The organism is Streptomyces sp. NPDC059455 (assembly GCF_042750115.1).
Classification (GTDB): Bacteria; Actinomycetota; Actinomycetes; order Streptomycetales; family Streptomycetaceae; genus Streptomyces; species Streptomyces endocoffeicus.
Genome location: NZ_JBHYVB010000029.1, coordinates 38,667 through 55,154 on the forward strand (window position 1 = coordinate 38,667; position 16,488 = coordinate 55,154).

The 16,488-nt window shown below is 71.2% G+C and carries 12 protein-coding genes; 4 read left to right on the plus strand and 8 right to left on the minus strand.

The features are described 5' to 3' along the window. Nucleotides 1-89 precede the first annotated feature (89 nt). Nucleotides 90-2,177 (plus strand): PhoX family protein, encoded by a 2,088-nt coding sequence (locus ACFXB5_RS13210; protein WP_385206363.1) that lies wholly within the window; start codon nucleotides 90-92, stop codon nucleotides 2,175-2,177. Nucleotides 2,178-2,250: 73 nt separating this feature from the next. Here ACFXB5_RS13210 and ligD read toward each other — a convergent pair whose 3' ends face one another. Continuing rightward, entirely contained in the window at nucleotides 2,251-3,189 is a 939-nt protein-coding gene (ligD, locus tag ACFXB5_RS13215) for a non-homologous end-joining DNA ligase (protein WP_385206366.1), read from the minus strand. 168 nt (nucleotides 3,190-3,357) lie between these two features. On the opposite strand from ligD, the gene ACFXB5_RS13220 reads away from it, so the two are divergent. After that, nucleotides 3,358-4,395, plus strand: a complete 1,038-nt coding sequence (locus ACFXB5_RS13220; RefSeq protein WP_385206443.1) for a LysR family transcriptional regulator — start codon at nucleotides 3,358-3,360, stop codon at nucleotides 4,393-4,395. Between the two features lie 32 nt (nucleotides 4,396-4,427). On the opposite strand, the gene ACFXB5_RS13225 is transcribed toward ACFXB5_RS13220, so the two are convergent. Next, nucleotides 4,428-5,513: an endonuclease/exonuclease/phosphatase family protein gene (locus ACFXB5_RS13225; RefSeq protein WP_385206368.1), complete on the minus strand. Its 1,086-nt coding sequence runs from the start codon at nucleotides 5,511-5,513 to the stop codon at nucleotides 4,428-4,430. A gap of 157 nt (nucleotides 5,514-5,670) precedes the next feature. Here ACFXB5_RS13225 and ACFXB5_RS13230 point away from each other — a divergent pair, with 157 nt between their 5' ends. After that, nucleotides 5,671-6,909: an alginate lyase family protein gene (locus ACFXB5_RS13230; protein WP_385206371.1), complete on the plus strand. Its 1,239-nt coding sequence runs from the start codon at nucleotides 5,671-5,673 to the stop codon at nucleotides 6,907-6,909. Between the two features lie 74 nt (nucleotides 6,910-6,983). Here ACFXB5_RS13230 and ACFXB5_RS13235 read toward each other — a convergent pair whose 3' ends face one another. The 4 genes from ACFXB5_RS13235 to ACFXB5_RS13250 form a co-directional block, all read right to left on the minus strand. Continuing rightward, the gene (locus ACFXB5_RS13235) at nucleotides 6,984-8,114 is read right to left on the minus strand and encodes an IS30 family transposase (RefSeq protein WP_385206445.1); all 1,131 of its coding nucleotides are present in this window, start codon (nucleotides 8,112-8,114) and stop codon (nucleotides 6,984-6,986) included. Between the two features lie 175 nt (nucleotides 8,115-8,289). Beyond that, entirely contained in the window at nucleotides 8,290-9,186 is an 897-nt protein-coding gene (locus ACFXB5_RS13240; protein WP_385206374.1) for a carbohydrate ABC transporter permease, read from the minus strand. Nucleotides 9,187-9,331: 145 nt separating this feature from the next. Beyond that, complete coding sequence (locus ACFXB5_RS13245; protein ID WP_385206377.1) at nucleotides 9,332-10,618, minus strand: LCP family protein; 1,287 nt, start codon at nucleotides 10,616-10,618, stop codon at nucleotides 9,332-9,334. A 144-nt stretch (nucleotides 10,619-10,762) separates the two neighbouring features. Beyond that, nucleotides 10,763-12,895 (minus strand): glycosyltransferase, encoded by a 2,133-nt coding sequence (locus ACFXB5_RS13250; RefSeq protein ID WP_385206380.1) that lies wholly within the window; start codon nucleotides 12,893-12,895, stop codon nucleotides 10,763-10,765. A gap of 156 nt (nucleotides 12,896-13,051) precedes the next feature. Here ACFXB5_RS13250 and ACFXB5_RS13255 point away from each other — a divergent pair, with 156 nt between their 5' ends. Continuing rightward, nucleotides 13,052-13,837 (plus strand): methyltransferase domain-containing protein, encoded by a 786-nt coding sequence (locus tag ACFXB5_RS13255; protein WP_385206383.1) that lies wholly within the window; start codon nucleotides 13,052-13,054, stop codon nucleotides 13,835-13,837. 533 nt (nucleotides 13,838-14,370) lie between these two features. Here the strand turns inward: ACFXB5_RS13255 and ACFXB5_RS13260 are convergent. Together ACFXB5_RS13260 and ACFXB5_RS13265 are read right to left on the minus strand one after the other, a co-directional pair. Continuing rightward, nucleotides 14,371-15,825: an FAD-dependent monooxygenase gene (locus ACFXB5_RS13260; protein ID WP_385206386.1), complete on the minus strand. Its 1,455-nt coding sequence runs from the start codon at nucleotides 15,823-15,825 to the stop codon at nucleotides 14,371-14,373. After that, the gene (locus ACFXB5_RS13265; RefSeq protein WP_385206389.1) at nucleotides 15,822-16,466 is read right to left on the minus strand and encodes a TetR family transcriptional regulator; all 645 of its coding nucleotides are present in this window, start codon (nucleotides 16,464-16,466) and stop codon (nucleotides 15,822-15,824) included. The genes ACFXB5_RS13260 and ACFXB5_RS13265 overlap by 4 nt, the downstream gene beginning before the upstream one ends. Nucleotides 16,467-16,488 lie beyond the last annotated feature (22 nt).

Below are 16,488 nucleotides of genomic sequence, written 5' to 3' on the forward strand. Positions count from 1 at the left end.
GACGTCATGTCGGCCCGGACCGCGTCGGAGTGCTGCCCATGCGGGGCCCGGCGAAGCCCATACGTGAACACCCTTACGGAGGGGAAGACGTGCGCAACCTCCTGCCGCTCATCAGCTCACACCCGGGCGGCCGTTCCGCGCTGACGTGCCGGTACCGCTGTGGCGACGCCTGCCTTCACGAGACGCCGAACACCAGCGACAACGCCTATGTGGGCGATGTCATCGCCGGTGCCGCCTCGCGTCGTGCCCTGCTGCGGGCCGGTGCCGTGGTGACCGTGGCGGCCGCGACCGGTGCGGTGGCGGTGGAGCGGGCGCCGGGGGCGTCCGCCGCGACGGGCGGTGCCGCCGCGGAGCACAAGGCCGCCGCGGAGAGTGCCGCGAAGGGCAAGGCCGCCCGCGGCCTCCGCTTCGCGCCGGTCGCCCCCAACACCGAGGACTCCGTGGTCGTCGCCGACGGCCATGACCAGAACGTGGTGATCCGCTGGGGCGACCCGATCCTGCGCGGCGCGCCCGCGTTCGACCCGGACCGGCAGAGCGCCAAGGCTCAGGCGGGCCAGTTCGGTTACAACAACGACTACATGGCGGTCCTGGACGTCCCCGGTGAGCGCGACCATCAGCTGCTCGTGGTCAACCATGAGTACACGGACGAGGTGCTGATGTTCGCCGGGTACGACCCGGAGAACCCCACCCGCGAGCAGGCCGAGATCGGCTGGGCCGCGCACGGCCTGTCCGTGGTCGTGACGGCCGAGGAGCGCGGTCTGGGCCGGCTCACCGCGCTGTCCCGCCACCGCCTCAACCGCCGTATCACCGCGACCACTCCGTTCGAGGTCACCGGGCCGGCGGCGGGCAGCGAGCTGCTGCGCACCGCCGCCGACCCGACCGGCAAGCGGATCCTCGGCACGCTGAACAACTGCGGCGGCGGCATCACGCCGTGGGGCACGGTGCTCTCCGGCGAGGAGAACTTCAACCAGTACTTCGCCAACGGTGGTTCGGTCGCCGACCCGGCCACCGCGGCCCGCCTCAAGCGTTACGGCATCACCGGCGCCGCCTCCGAGCGCAAGTGGGAACGGTTCGACGACCGTTTCGACGTGGCCAAGGAGCCGAACGAGACCAACCGCTTCGGCTGGGTGATCGAGATCGACCCGTTCGACCCCGAGTCCACCCCGCGCAAGCTCACCGCGCTGGGCCGTTTCAAGCACGAGGCCGCCGAGCCCCGGCTGACCAGCGACGGCCGTCCGGTCCTCTACATGGGCGACGACGAGAAGTTCGACTACTTCTACAAGTTCGTCTCCGCCAAGCGGATGATGAAGGGCAACAGCCGCATCGCCCGCGAGCACAACCGCACGCTGCTGGACGAGGGCACGCTGTACGTCGCCAAGTTCACCGGTGACAGCCCGTCCGCCGAGATCGACGGCTCCGGAAAGCTGCCCAAGGACGGGGAGTTCGACGGCGCCGGTGAGTGGATCCCGCTGGCCTGCGGCGACCGCTCCTTCGTGGAGGGCATGACCGCCGAGGAGGTGTACGTCTTCACGCGTCTCGCCGCCGACAAGGCGGGCGCGACGAAGATGGACCGCCCCGAGGACGTCGAGCCGAGCCCGCGCACCGGCCGGGTCTACATCGCGCTGACCAACAACAGCGACCGCGGCAAGGACGGCAAGGCCCCCGCCGACGAGGCGAACCCGCGCAACAGCAACAAGCACGGCCAGATCCTGGAGCTGACCGAGCGCTGGAACAACGCGGGCTCCACCCGCTTCAACTGGCGGCTGTTCCTGGTCTGCGGCGACCCCGAGGACCCGAGCACCTACTTCGGCGGCTTCCCCAAGGACCAGGTCAGCCCGATCTCCTGCCCGGACAACATCACCTTCGACGCGTACGGCAACCTGTGGATCTCCACGGACGGCAACGCGCTCGGCAACCACGACGGGCTGTTCGGCGTGGCCACGGCGGGCAGCCGCCGCGGTGAGGTCAAGCAGTTCCTGACCGTGCCGAACGGCGCCGAGACCTGCGGCCCGATCGTGCAGGACCGGCGGGTGCTGGTGGCCGTGCAGCACCCGGGCGAGCTCGACGGCGCGAGCGTGGAGAAGCCCGCGTCCACCTGGCCCGACGGCCCGGGCAAGCTGACCCGGCCGTCCGTGATCAGCGTCTGGCGGCGCGACGGCGACGACATAGGCGCCTGAGCGACGGCGGCGCCTGAGCGACGGCGGCATTGGCGCCTGAGCGGCGGCATCGGCGCCTGACCCGCTCCGGCGGTCAGCTCTCGCCCTCCGCGAGCCGCGTCAGCCGCTCGCGGGGGCCGCGCAGCGAACGGCCCCTGGTGTCCGTACGGGCCCAGGGGTCGTCCGCGAGCCGTTCGCCGACCGTTCGCAGGGTCCAGCGGTCGGCCCTCAGCTCCGGGTCGTCCAGCTCCCGCGCGTCGATGGGCGTGGCCACGGGGGCTCCGGGCCGGGCGCGCACCCCGTACGGGCTGACCGCGGTCTGGGCGTAGGCGTTGCGCTGGGTGTCCAGGTAGAGCCGGCCGCGCCGCTTGGCCTTGCGCGGCTCGGTGGTGAGCCGGTCGGGGTGGCGGGCGGCCAGCAGATCGGCGGCGTCGTGGGCGAACGACCGCACGGTGTCGAAGTCGGCGCGGCGGTCCAGCGGGACGATGACATGCAGCCCGCGCGAGCCGGTGGTCATCAGCAGCCCCGGCAGCCCGAGTTCGCCGAGCAGCCCGCAACAGCGGCGGGCCGTCCAGCGCACCTCCTCGAAGCCGGACTCCCCCGACGAGGGCGGGTCGAGGTCGAGGACCAGCCGGTCGGGGTGGTCGGGCCGGTCGGCGCGGGAGAGCCAGCGGTGCGGGGTGACGCACGCCTGGTCGGCGAGGTAGAGGAGGGTCGCGGTGTCGTCGCAGACCACATGGGTGACCTCGCCGCCCTCCTTGGGGAGCACGGCGCGACGCACCCAGTCCGGAAAGGAGTCGGGGGCGTTCTTCTGCATCAGCGGCTTGCCGCCGATTCCGTCCGGATGGCGTTCCATCATCAAAGGGCGGCCGCGCAACTGCGGAATGATGCGCCGGGAGACCGAGCGGTAGTACTCGACGAGGTCCCACTTCGTGATCCCGTCGTCGGGGAAGAGCTCCTTTTCCGGTCGGCTGACTCGTACGGTGTGGCTCCCGGTCCTGACGTTCCGCGCATCGGTCCGCTTCTCGCTCATATCGGACTCGGGTAACCACATGGATCGCTGACTAAACTCTGGAGTCAGGAAAACGGGAGAAGTTGAAAAGCGGGGGAAATCATGGTGAGACCAGGTTCGCTCGGCCCGCCGACGACGGATCGGCGCGGCCGCTGGGCGCAGAGCCCGCTCGCGCTGATGGACACCACGATGGACCAGTTGCGCACCCTGATCATGGTCCATGAGGCCGGTACGGCGCTGGGGGCGGCACGGATTCTGGGCCGCGAACAGTCCAGTGTGCAAAAGCAGATCGACACCATGAACCGGAACTTTCGCGAGCTTTGCGGCGAACCCCTCATATTCAAGCAGGGGCGGGGCAAGGACGTGCTGTTCACCGGCACCGGAGAAGCCCTGGTCGAATTGGCGCGCGGAACTCTCGGGGACTGGCTGGACGGCATCCATGAGTCACGGCGCCGCCTGGGAAAAACGCTGATGGTGGGCACCACCCGATTTACCCTCAGCTATCTGGCGGGTGCCGGGGAGCGGGTGACCGAGGACTTCCGGCAGCGCGGTATCGAGCTCAAGGTCGGCCATGTGCGCACCCGGGACGTGCTGGCCAAGCTGCGCGCCAAGAATGTGGACCTGGTGTGCGGCTCCGTGGTGACCCGGCCCGAGGGCGACGATGAGCTCGCCGCCTTCGATGTGATGGAGTGGCGGCGCAGCGGGGTCTCGCTGCTGACCAATCTCTCCGAGGCCGAGCTGCCCGGCCCCACCGCCCCGACCAGCGCGCTGCGCACCCTGCCGCTGGTGGTCTCGGCGAGCGGGCTGATGGCCGGGGTGCTGCACACCTGGTTCGGCGGCGACTACCGCGGCAAGCTGCGCATCGCCGCCGAGATCGACACCGTCAACTACGGCTTCGAGCTGCTGCGCTCCGGGCTGCTGCGCGGCTGCATGCTGGTCACCAAGGGGGTCGCGGACGCGGCGGGCGATCCGAGGGTGGTGTACGGACGCGGGCTGCGCGCCGTCGAGCTGGTCAATGACACCGGGCCCCGGCTGGAGGTGCTGCTGGGGGCGTTCACCCGGCGCGGGGAGCGCGCGTCCTATGACCCGGCCCATCCGCTCAATCTGCTCTGGGACGCGCTCGCGCAGGAGAACGCGCGCTGGCAGCGGGAGCAGCGCTGGCCCACGGCGGGTCTGGAGCCCGATCCGTTCGAGCTGGCCAACTCCTACGACCCGAGCGAGAGCTGAGACCCCGGCCGGCCCTCGAGCCCGGCCGGCCCTCAGCCCTGTGGCCCGTACAGGTCCAGCTCCACCAGCAGCGCCCGGTGGTCGGTGTGCGGCAGATCCAGGAAGCGGGCCGTGCGCGGCCGCAAGCCCCGGCTGACCAGGACGTGGTCGATCTGCGCCCCCAGGGCCGGGGTCGTGGCGCTCGGCCAGCTGGGGGTGCGGGACACCCCGGTGACCCGTGCGCTGTCCCGCAGCCCGGTGTCCAGGACGGCCCGGAAGGCGGCGTGGTCCTGGGTGGCGTTGAAGTCGCCCGCGATCAGGGTGGGTTCTTCGCCCCGCCCGTCCGCGTAGGCCCGCAGCCGCCCCAGCTCGGTGCGCCAGAGGTCCAGTTTCCCCGGCATCGGCGGCATGGGGTGGGCGACCTGCGTCCGCAGCCGCTGCCCCGCGACCCGGACGACCACGCCCGGCATCCGCAGCGTTCCGCGCACCCCCTCCGCCCGGGTCAGCGGATGGCGGCTGAGGATCGCCGAGCCCGCGGCGGCGCTGTCGCCGAGAACGACGCTCCGGTACGGGTAGGCCCTGCGGACGGCGGCCGAGTCCAGCGCCTCGGCGCACCGCGTATCGCACTCCTGCACCGCGACCAGGTCCGGCCGCTCCCGGCGCAGCGCGCTCAGCAGCCCCTCCCTGGCCTGGCCGAACTCGAGGTTCGCGGTCATCACCCGCAGCCGGGCGAGGACCGGTCCGCGCGGCTCGGGCGGGGAGCCGCCGTCGTACGGCTGGATGAACCACCCGGTGGCCGCCGCTGCCGCCAGCGCCCAGCCGCACCCCAGCGGCCAGCGCGCGGCCGTGCTCAGCAGCAGCCCGAGCGCCGCCGGGACCAGCAGCCAGGGCAGGAAGGCCAGCAGCTGCGGTATGGGGGTGATGCCGTCGGTGTCCGCGGCCCGGCACAGCACCACCGCGCTGACCACGGCCAGGGGCGGCATCGCGCACCAGGCCGCCCACCGCCGTGCCCGTCCGCCGGGGAGCCGTAGCAGCCGGGCGACGGCGCGTAGCAGCCGGGCGACGGCGCCGCGGGCGCCGCGCGGTGCCGGTGGGCGGCCGGGGCCCGCGGCTTGGTCCTCCGCGACTGTCGTCTCCACGCTGGGCCTCTCGATCGGGGCGGGGGCGCACATTCTCCTATGAACGGAAGGTCTAGACCTTGACGTGTTCATGAGCTAACTTCCCGGAACACCACAGGAGTTCATGTCGGCATCCGTTGTTCACACATACGAACTCACCGTCAGGAGAGCCGCCCCCATGCGCACCAGAGCCCTGTATCTCGCCCTCGCCACAGCGCTGGCCGCGCTGTTCGCGGGCATCCTCAGCGGCCCGGCCACGGCCGGGCAGACCCAGCGGTCCACCGCGCCCGAGGCCACCACCGAAGCGGCGCCCAAGGCCACGCCCAAGGCCGCCTTCACCCACCCCGGCGTCCTCGTCAGCCGCGCCCAGCTCGACTTCGTCCGCTCCAAGGTGAACGCCGGTGCCCAACCCTGGAAGGGCGCGTACGACGCGATGCTGGCGAGCCCGTACGCCTCGCTGTCGCGCACCCCCAAGCCCCGCGCGGTCGTCGAATGCGGTCCGTACTCCGACCCCAACATCGGCTGCACCGATGAGCGCCAGGACGCGCTCGCCGCCTACTCGCTCTCGCTGGCCTGGTACATCACCCGCGACAGCCGCTACGCCGACAAGGCCATCCAGATCATGGACGCCTGGTCGGCCACCATCAAGGACCACACCAACAGCAACGCCCCGCTGCAGACCGGCTGGGCCGGATCCTCCTGGCCCCGGGCGGCCGAGATCATCCGCTACAGCTACGACGGCTGGTCCGCCGCCTCGATCGACCGCTTCAAGACCATGCTGCGCACCGTCTACCTGCCGAAGGTCATCGGCGGCTCGAACTCCAACGGCAACTGGGAGCTGGTGATGGTGGAGGCCGCCGCCGGCATCTCCGTCTTCCTGGACGACCGGACCAGCTACGACAAGGCGATCGCGAAGTACCGCGGCCGCGTCCCCGCGTATGTCTACCTGGAGTCCGACGGCTCCCTGCCCAAGACCGCGCCCGGCAGCGGCCTCGACACCCGCGACAAGATCATCAAGTACTGGCAGGGCCAGTCGACCTTCGTCACCGGGCTCACCCAGGAGACCTGCCGCGACTTCACCCACACCGGATACGGCATCGCCTCCATCGCGCACGTCGCCGAGACCAGCCGCATCCAGGGCCAGGACCTCTACCCCGAGGTGGGCGAGCGGCTGCGGCAGGCGCTGGGCTTCCAGTCGAAGTACGAGCTGGGCGAGGCCCCGCCGTCCTGGCTGTGCGGCGGCAGCGTCAAGCGCGGCCTCGGCCCGATCACCGAGGTCGGCTACAACGCCCTCCACAACCGGCTCGGCATCGCCATGGCCAACACCCAGAAGCTCACCGAGCAACAGCGCCCGGCGGGCACCAACAGCCTCTTCCTGGGCTGGGAGACCCTGACCCACGCGGACAACCCGTCCTGAGCCCCGACAGCTCTTGATGCCTGCGGCGGGCTGTTGGCGGTTTCTGGCGGTCGTTGCAACACGTGGTCGGTTGTCTAGGCCGTGAGCAGTTTATGCAGGCGTTCGGCTGGGGTTTCCCAGCCGAGCGTTTTGCGTGGGCGGCGGTTGAGCTGGTCGGCGACGACGATGAGGTGTTCGGGGCTGTGGTGGGACAGGTCGGTGCCCTTGGGGAAGTACTGCCGCAGCAGGCCGTTGGTGTTTTCGTTCGAGCCGCGTTGCCAGGGGCTGGCGGGATCGCAGAAGTAGACCGGGATGTCTGTGGTGAGCGTGAACTCGCCGTGGCGGGCCATCTCGCTGCCCTGGTCCCAGGTCAGGGACCGCATCAGCTGGGCGGGCAGCATCTGGACGGTGGCGGTCAGGGCTCCCAGGACGGCTTGCGCGCTGTGATCGCCGGGCAGGTGCAGGAGCATCACGTAGCGGGTGGCGCGTTCGACCAGGGTGCCGATCGCGGACTTCCCGTCCTTGCCGATGATCAGGTCGCCCTCCCAGTGGCCCGGGACGGCCCGGTCCGCGGCCTCGGCGGGGCGTTCGCTGATCATCACCATGGGTGTGGTGAAGCGTGGCCGGCGGCGGTTGGCCTGCCGCTGGGGCCTGCGGCGGGCGCGTCCGGAGCGCAGGGCGCCGGCCAGCTCGCGCCGCAATTGGCCCCTGCCCTGGACGTAGAGGGCCTGGTAGACGGTCTCGTGGACCACGTGCATCTCCGGCCGGTCGGGAAACCTTGCCCGCAGAGCGTGGCATATCTGTTCCGGGCTCCACTTCTCCTCCAGCATCCCCTGGACCTCATCACGCAGCTCGGGGTTCTCGCTGATCCTGCGGGGCTTGGGGCGGGGACGGCGGGCGTCGGCGCGGGCCTGGGCGGCGTGCGGCCGGTAGTGCCACTGGCCGCGCGTGCCCATGGTGCGGTTGCGGCGGACTTCCCGGCTGACCGTGGACGGACTGCGGCCCAGTTCGGCAGCGATCACACGGATCGTGGCCTTCTCCCGGAGCCGGTCGGCGATGTGGATGCGGTCCGCCTCGCGCAGATACCGGGACGCCCCGGAAGGCGCTGCCACCGCGTTTATCGGTGGCAGTGCCTTCCGGTTCCCGTATGCGTGACGCCCGTTGCGCCACTTCTGGCCGGTCCGCTCGTCGATCCCGACGATCCGGCACGCTTCCCGGTTGCTCACGCCCTGCTGCATGAGCCGGGAGTATCCCTCCCGCTCCCGGGTGAGCTTCTTCCGCCCCTGAGGCTTCGCCCGGTCCTTACGGATCTCGAAGTCCATTGCATCCCCTGAACTGGGGTGTTGCAACGACTCCTAGAACCCAAGAAGACCGGCCGGATACCCCGTGGCGACCGCGCCGTCAGCCCTTGACGGCGCCGCCCAGGGCGAAGCCGCCGCCCAGACGGCGGGAGATCAGGATGTAGAGCAGGAGCACGGGTGTGGAGTAGAGGATCGAGAAGGCGGCCAGCTGGCCGTAGACCACCTGGCCGTAGTTGCCGAAGAAGGTGAAGATCGAGACGGACGCGGGGAGTTGTTCGGGGGAGAGCAGCAGCATGAAGGGGACGAAGAAGTTGCCCCACATCATGATGAAGCTGTAGATCATCACGACCGTGATGCCCGGGCCCATCAGCGGCAGGATCACCCGGATCAGGCTCTGCAGCCAGGACGCGCCGTCGGTCCACGCCGCCTCCTCCAGGATCACCGGCACGCCGTCCATGAAGTTCTTCATCAGCCAGATGGCGAACGGGAGTTGGGAGGCGGCGAGGAAGAGGGCCGTGCCGGACATGGTGTCGATGAGGTCCACCTGGACGAAGAGTCCGTAGACCGGAACCATGATCGCGGTGATCGGCAGACAGGTGGTGAAGAGCACCGTCAGCAGATACGGGCGCACGACGCGGGAGCGGAAGCGGGAGAGCGGGTAGGCGGCGAGGGCCGCGCAGGCGACGGTCAGGACGGTGGCGCCGCCGCACAGGAGCAGGCTGTTGAGCATCGGCGTGAAGGTGATCTCGTCCGTCCACACCGCCGAGAAGTTGTCCATCGTGGGCGAGCCGGGCGCCGAGACCCGCAGGGTGGCATCGTTGTCGATCGAGGCCAGGACCAGCCAGGCGAGCGGGAGCAGGAACGCGGCGGCGATGAGCAGCAGCGCGGCGTCGGCGGCCAGCCGGCGGCGCAGCCGTGGGGACCAGCGGGGGCTGCCGGTACGGCTCTTGGCGGAGCGGGGCCAGGGGCGGGCGGTGCGGGCGGAGAGCGCGGACAACCTCGGACCTCCTCGCGCGCTTGCGAGCGCAGTCGATCAGCGTCCGTCCATGAAACCCGTTGCCAGTCGGCTTGGGGAAGACGCGTGCGCGGTTCGCTCCCTAACGCTTCGCGCCTTAACGCTTCGCGCCTTAACGCTTCGCGCCTTAACGCTTCGCCGCCGGTGCGGGTGGGGCGACAGTCACCGGCTGGTCGTTCCGCAGCTGGTCGAAGAGACGCCGCGCCTGCGTCTCGTTCCACTGCACCGCGCTGCCCTTGGAGGTCCGGAGGTTGGTGTTGGACACCGGGACGTTGAGCTGCTTGCCGTTGCCCGAGGTGACGCCCTTCACCGCCTCGAACAGGGACATCAGGGTGGGCAGGCCCATGTCCTTGTCCACGATCAGCGTGTCCAGACCCGCGCGCACGGTCGGGAAGGCCGCGAACGGGTTGGCCAGGACGCCCGGTGTGGCGGCCTTGCTGGCGAGCGCGGCCAGGAACTTCTGCTGGTTCTGGGTGCGGCCCAGGTCGCCCTTGGCCTCCTGCTTGCGCTGGCGGACGAACGCGAGCGCCTTGGCGCCGTCGAGGGTGTGGCAGCCCTTCTTCAGGTCCAGCCCGGACTTGGGGTCCTTGATGTCGCGGTCCACGCACATCCGTACCCCGCCGACCGCGTCCACGACGTCCACGAACCCGGAGAAGCCGATCTCCGCGTAGTGGTCAATGCGCAGCCCGGTGTTGCGCTCGATGGTCGAGACGAGCAGATCGGGGCCGCCCATCGAATAGGCGGCGTTCAGCTTGTTCTGGGACGGGTTGTAGCGCCTGCCGGTCTCCGGGCGGACGAAACCGGGGACGTTCACCCAGGAGTCGCGCGGCAGGCTCATCATCGTGGTGCCGTTGGAGCCGGTGTGCAGCACCATCATCGAGTCGGTGCGGCGGCCCTCGGCCGAGCCGGTGCGCAGGCTCTTCCTGGCCTCCTCGGAAAGGCCCTCCCGGCTGTCGGAGCCCACGATGAGGTAGTTGGTGCCCTTGCCGGGCGGTGGGCGGTCCGGGGCCCTGCCGAGGTCGACCTCGCGGTTGAGCTGGGTGTCGGCCCAGACGTAGGCGCTGCCGGAGGCGAGGAGCAGCGCGGAGACCGCCACGATGGCCAGCCGGACGATCCGGCGGCGCCTGCTGAGCGGCTCCTTGGGGGCTCGGCGCCGGACGGTGGGGGTGGGCACGGGTGGGGGTACGGGCTCGAGGGTGCCGGTCTCGTCGCCCGTCCGGTAGGGGGCCGGTTTGGTGGGTACGCCGTGGGGTGCGTGGACGCCATGGGGCGCGGGGACACCTTGAGGTCCCGCTGCGGGCATGCCCTGGGCGGCCCCCTGCACGGGGATGCTCTGCGTGTCCGCCGTGGAGATCTCCCAGGCCCGCCCCGACGGCCGGTCCCCGGCGGCCCACCCGTCCAACCGATCGCTCATGGACGGCAGTCTGCCGAGCGGCCGGAGGCGCCCGCCGTCCATTCGTTGAGGTATGACAACTTCGGCGCCGCGTTGAACGCGGACCCGGTCGCCGTACGTTCACCGCGACGTACGGAACCCCTCCGTACGTCACCCCGCCGTACGTCACCTCGGTGTCAGGCTCCGGTGCGCGGGTGCCTCGCCGAGCGCCTGGGCGGCCGTCCCGGAGCGCTGGATGCGGTGCCACCGCAGCCGCGTCCCGAGCAGGAGGGCGACCACGGACTGGATGACCACCAGATACATCAGCTGCCGGTAGACGAAGAGCTGGAACGGCAGGGACCACAGCGCCCGCATCCGCTCCCCGTCCAGCCGCAGCGCGTACCCGGCGCAGACCACCTGGATGGTGAGATAGCCGAACCACACCCCGGCCGCCTCCGCCGGGTCGAGGAAGAGCGCCCCGTACAGGGCGAAGAGGTCGATCACGGGCGCCAGCAGCGGCAGCAGCACCTGGAAGAGCGTGAGATAGCTGAGCCCCCGGCGGCCGAACCGCCCCACCGAGCCCAGCGAGATCACCGCCCGGCGGTGTTTCCACATGGCCTGGAGCGTGCCGTAGCCCCAGCGGTACCGCTGCCGCCACAGCTGGCGCAGCGAGGTGGGCACCTCGGTCCAGGCGACGGCGGTCTCCTCGTACACCACCCGCCAGCCCGCCCGCCACAGCGCCATGGTGAGGTCGGTGTCCTCCGCGAGGGTGTCCTCGCTGACCCCGCCGACGCCCATCACCGCGTCCCGCCGGAAGGCCCCGATGGCGCCGGGCACGGTCGGCATGCACTCCAGCACCTCGAACATCCGCCGGTCGAGGTTGAACCCGAAGACGTACTCCAGGTGCTGCCACCTGCCCAGCAGACTGCGCCGGTTGCCCACCTTGGTGTTGCCGCTGACCGCGCCGATGGCCGGGTGGGCGAGCGGCTGGATGAGCTGATGGATGGCGTCCGGTTCGAAGACGGTGTCGGCGTCGACCATCACCACGATGTCGTGCTTGGTGTGCGCCAGACCGGTGTTGAGGGCGGCCGCCTTGCCCGCGTTGGGCTGGCGGACCACCAGCACCCGGCGGTCCTTGACGCTCGCGGCGATATCGGCCGTACGGTCCGTCGAGCCGTCGTCGATCACGACGATCTGCAGCCGCTGATGGGTGGAGGCGAGCAGCGAGCGGATGGTGGCCTCGATGCCCGCTTCCTCGTTGTACGCGGGGATGAGCACCGTCACCGGCTCGTTCACCTCCCGCAGCCAGGGCGCGCCCGGCCGGAAGCGGGTGAGCCGCCGGACATGGGTGCGCGCGAACAGCACGAGCATCAGCAGCCGCAGCACCCCCAGCGCCCCCGCGATCCCCAGCACCCATGCCATGGTGGACACAAAGCCTCGGCCGATGGCCGCGACCCAGATCAGCGCCTTGCCCTCCCAGCGCTCCATGCCGGAGACCGGGACCTCGACCGGGGGCACGCCGAGCCCGCCGGTCACGGTGGTGAACTTCTTGGCGCGCGGGTCCTTGAGCAGCTTCTCCGTCTCCTGGTACGCGGTGTCCGTCTGGCTGAGCTGCCGGACCATCCCCTGCGAGGGCTTCGTGCCCGACCGGTCGGCGGCCACCAGCGCATAGCCCTCCGCCGCCACGCGCCGCGCCGCCTGCCACTCGTCGCCGCACAGCGTGTCCACATCGGTGGTCAGCGGCAGCCGCAGCAGCCTCGGCTGAACCCCCACCGAGCCCGCCAGCGCGGACTCGGTCAGGGACAGCTCCATCCGGGAGCGACTGGCGGACGCCGTGCCCATGTCGGCGCCGGTGTAGGTGTTCGACCCGATCTCATGGCCCTCGGCGCGGATCCGGCGTACGAGGTCGGGGTACTGGGCCGCCTTGGCACCGGAGACGAAGAACGTGGCCCGCGCGTCGTACCGGCGCAACAAGTCCAGCAGCCGAGGCGTCTGGACCGGGTCCGGCCCGCCGTCGTAGGTCAGCGCCACCGTCCCGGCGGGCATCCCCACGGTCCGCACCCGGCCCCCGTTGATCTGCACCACCGGCCCGCCGTCGGCCAGCGCCCGGGGCACCGGGCTGACGCACGGCCGCCGCGCCTTCGCCGCGTCGACCTCGTGGTTGGTCCAGCCCTGGAACATCAGCAGGCCGAACATGGCCGGAAGGACGAGGAGAAGGAGCAGCCAGTGCGCGCGCGGATCACGGGCCGCCTTGTGCCGACCTCCCCGGGACAGGTGGTGTGGTTCCTGGCGTTTTTTCGACCGGTTGCCCTCAAACATGGTTGGTCGCACCGTAGTTGTCGGGTGCGCGGCGGATCCGGTGAAGCAGCGTGAATGGATAAGAATTCCCGGGACGCTCCCCACCGCGTGGCCGGATCGCGTAGTGGGCCCGCGGAAGGCCCGCCTCCGCGGGGTCGGCTCTGCTTGACTGACGTGGTGACCTCTCCCGTTTCCTCCGTCTTCGAGACCACCAGGCCCGCGTCCGCCGACTACCTCACCCGGTTCGCCGTGAGTGACGCGGGGCGCGACTACAAGGCGCGGATGCTGGACGCCCTCGACCTCCGGGCCGGACTGGCCGTCCTGGACGCGGGCTGCGGCCCGGGGGCCGATCTCCCGGCCCTCGCCGAGGCGGTGGCCCCCGGTGGTACGGTCATCGGGGTCGACCGTGACCAGGAGATGCTGGACGCGGCGGCGCCGCGCACCGCCGCGCATCCATGCGTCGAGCTGCGGCGGGGCGATATCCAGGCCCTCCCTCTGGACGATGATGCGGTGGACCGCGCCCGCACCGACCGGGTGCTGCAGTGGGTGAACGACCCGGCCCGCGCCCTCGCCGAGTTCCACCGGGTCCTGCGGCCTGGCGGGCGGCTGGTGATGGGCGAGCCCGACTGGGACACCCTCGCCGTCGACCACCCCCACCCGGCGCTCTCCCGCGCCTACACCCGCCACATCACCGAGCGGGTGATCCGCAACGCCGCCATCGGCCGCCAGCTCGCCCGTCTCGCCACCGACGCCGGGTTCCGCGTGCCGGAGGTCATTCCGGTCACCCAGGTCTTCCGCGACGTCCGCGCGGCGGACCGGATCTTCGGATTCGAGCGCACCACCCGCCGGGCCGTCGAGGCCGGTTACCTCTCCGACTACCAGGCGACCGTCTGGCTGCACCACCTCGCCCACCGCCCGTTCTTCGCCTCGGCGACGCTGTACGTGGTGGTGGCGGAGGTGTAGCCGACGGGTGGCCGCGCGACAACCCTCGCCAGAGCCTGTCCGGGGGATCGGATGAGCCTTCGGCGATCAGTCACCGGCCGCACAGGTATCCACGCCGCGAAGCGGACCGAGGCACGGCCAGCCCCGGCACGGGCGCCCACCGGCCGCGGTGTGCCCGGTGCCGCGGCGGACCGTACGGCGACTGCCAGGCCGGCCGCTCGGTTCGTCGGTGGAGAATGATGGGTAGGCGGGTGGGCACGACCGCCCAGTTCTTGGACATAGAGATACACCGGTTCCAGTGAGAAGACCGCAGCGAAAAGGAGCACGGCGCACAGGTGCGACGCGCGACGGATCAGCGCTTGGGGGAGCTCACTTGGTGTACAACGGAACGTCCTTGACAGGGTGACTGTGGGCGGGAGCACGGTAACGGCACACGGGAGTGCGGTTCCACTGATTTTCGGGCGGGCGGCGTTGCGCGGCGGTGGGCGCCCAGCCGGATCGCGGCAACGGTGACGGTGACCGTGCCGTGAAAGACGTAGGCAGCCGCGGCGGCCTCAGGTGACCCGGAACCAGGTGGCCAGGGCCTCGTGCAGACCGTCGTTCGTGGTGCCCTGCCAGGCGATGTAGCAGTCGGGGCGGAGCAGCAGGGCGGTGTCGAGGCCGGGGACGGTCGCGGTGTCGACGTGGGCGGACCAGGGGCCCGGGTCGAGGGTGCCGGTGGGGTCCAGGAGGAGGGGGCGGGCGGTGCGGGTCAGGTCGCGGAGGCCCGGGAGGTCCGGCGCCCAGTGGCCGACGAGGGGGCCGGTCGCCGGTCCCATGGCGTAGGTGATGTCCGCGCCGGAGAGCAGCCCCGCGATGTGCCGCCGGGTCGTGGGCTGGCCCAGCAGCTCGCCGAACAGCGCGCGCAGCGCCGTCACATCGCCGCCCGGCCTGGTCAGCAGCGACTGGGCCTGCGTGTGCATGGCTACCCGCCGGGCCGCGGGGTGCCGCTCCGACTCGTATGTGTCGAGCAGCCCCTCCGCCGCGTGGCCACGCACCTCGGCGGCCAGCTTCCAGCCGAGGTTCACCGCGTCCTGGAGGCCCAGGTTGAGCCCCGGGCCGCCGATCGCCGAGTGCACATGCGCGGCGTCGCCGAGCAGCAGGACGCGGCCCGCGCGGTATCGCTCGGCGATGCGGGTGTTGCCGCCGAAGAGCCGCCGCATCAGATGGGGTCCCGGCCCGGTCGGTGGGGAGAGGGCGATGTCCGCGCCGAGCACCCGGCGGGCGCTGGCCCGCAGCTCGTCAAGCGATGCCTCGCCCTCGGCCGGCTGCCCCCATTCCACGGTGGTCAGCTTGTGGGCACCGTCCGGGGACGGCGCCCAGGCGATCAGCCCCTGCTCGGTCCGCAGATGCCGGTACGGCGGTATGACGCCGAAACCGGGCACGGTCAGGCCGCCATCGGCACCGATCGCGTCCGGGGACACGCCCACATGTCCGGTGCGCGACACCGAGTCGTCCGTCGTCACGCCGGGGAACGCGATCCCGGCGAGCTTACGGACCGCGCTGCGCCCGCCATCGGCGCCGACCACGAACTCCGCCTCGATCGGGGCCTGTTCGCGCAGCTCGACCGTCACCGACTTCTCGCCCTGCGTCAGCCCGATGACCTCATGGCCGCGCCGGATGTCGACGCCCAGCTCCGCCGCGCGCTCGGCGAGCATGCGCTCGATCCGGAGCTGCGGCACCAGGAGCGTGTAGAGCGGGTTGTCCGGCAGGTCGCTCAGGTGGAGCGGGAACGCCCCGAAGGTGAAACCGGGCGCTGGTTTCGGGGTGGTGCCGGGCTCGGTCAGCCGCTCGTACAGTCCGCGCCGGTCGAGCATACGGATGACCTGGCCCACAAGGCCGTTCGCGCGCTGCGTGTCGGTTGGTTCGGTGAGGCGCTCCAGGACGACCGGGCGCACACCGGCCAGGGCGAGTTCGCAGGCGAGCATCAGGCCGTTGGGCCCCGCGCCTGCGATGACGACCTCGATCATGAATTCCCCTTCGGGGCAGGTTGGTTGAGGGCATACGGGATGGAAAGCCCCGCCGCGATCTGGGCGAGGGCATCCGTGAGCAGGCGGCGGACCGGCACGGCCGCGTCGGTGCGGAGATGGTGGGCGATGGCGGTGTTGACCGCGCCCATGACCGCCGAGGCGACGAGGTGCGGGTACAGGTCCTGCTCCAGGTCGCCGCCGGTACGTTCCGCGACGGCCGCCGCGATCTCGGCCTCGGCGGTGGCCCCGGCCCGCAACATCTCGCCCCGGAGTGCCGGTTCCGCGATCATCACCCGCACCCCCTCCGTCCACTGCGCCGCGTCGGCGACGGGCGGATGGGCGATCGCCTCCGCGTCCGGCGCGAACTGCCGCAGCACGGAGCCGGTGATCGCGTCCCACAGCGGCTCGCCCGGCCGTTCGCGCACCTCGTCCGCGACGCGCAGACAGCGGTCGAGGTGGCGGAACGCGATCGCCTCGGCCTTGCTCGAGAAGTAGTTGTTGAACGTACGCGGCGAGACCCCGGCGGCCTCGGCGATGTCCTCCACCTTGACCTTGTCGAACCCGCGCTCCACGGTCAGCCGCGCGGCGGCCCAGCTGAGCGCGGCATGCGTCTGGGCCTTCTTCCGCTCTCGCAGTCCCATGCGGTGAGCGTAGCAAAACTTG